This is a genomic window from Shewanella sp. SM32 (genome assembly GCF_025654235.1).
GTDB classification, from domain to species: Bacteria; Pseudomonadota; Gammaproteobacteria; order Enterobacterales; family Shewanellaceae; genus Shewanella; species Shewanella oncorhynchi.
In genome coordinates this window covers 1-625 of the sequence record NZ_JAKKRO010000176.1, presented here as the reverse complement: position 1 = coordinate 625, position 625 = coordinate 1, and the positions used below count along the sequence as shown (strand labels likewise).

General features: G+C 40.5%; 1 protein-coding gene. It reads left to right on the top strand.

Features of this window, described 5'->3' with window-relative positions:
- The first annotated feature begins 123 nt into the window (after positions 1-123).
- On the top strand, positions 124-561 hold the full coding sequence (gene tnpA / locus L5M10_RS24050; protein WP_263256113.1) for an IS200/IS605 family transposase: 438 nt from the start codon (positions 124-126) through the stop codon (positions 559-561).
- The last annotated feature ends 64 nt before the right edge of the window (positions 562-625 follow it).

The window sequence follows — 625 nt, the reverse complement described above, 5'->3', positions numbered from 1 at the left end:
TTTTATTGTCATCCCAAAACCACCGCCTCTGGCGGTGGTGATTGTTCCTTGAGGCTATAGCCTGAATTACGCCCATGCTAAAAGAGACTTCTTATTCACCACAAGTAAGAGGAAACGAAAAGCATGGGCGATTATAGAAGTTCATCACATGTTTATTGGCGTTGCAAATATCATATTGTTTGGACTCCGAAGTACCGTTTTAAAATTTTAAAAGGAAACCTTGGTAAGGAGTTATACAGGTCAATTTATATCCTTTGCAATATGAAGGGTTGTGAGGTTTTAGAATTAAACGTTCAGATAGACCACGTTCACTTGGTAGTCATAATCCCGCCGAAGCTGTCAGTATCAACGCTGATGGGAGTATTGAAAGGAAGAAGTGCGATAAGGCTATTCAATAAATTCCCTTATGTACGTAAAAAGCTATGGGGCAATAGCTTTTGGGCCAGAGGTTATTTTGTAGATACAGTAGGTGTTAATGAAGAAATCATTAGACGATATGTGCGCCATCAAGATAAACAAGATCAGGAACATGAGGCTCAATTGTCGTTGCAGATGATGTAGTTTTTGGAATAGCCCCTTCCAGGGGCAAGTCAAAGCCGCCTTCTAAGAAGGCGGATTCTTTACT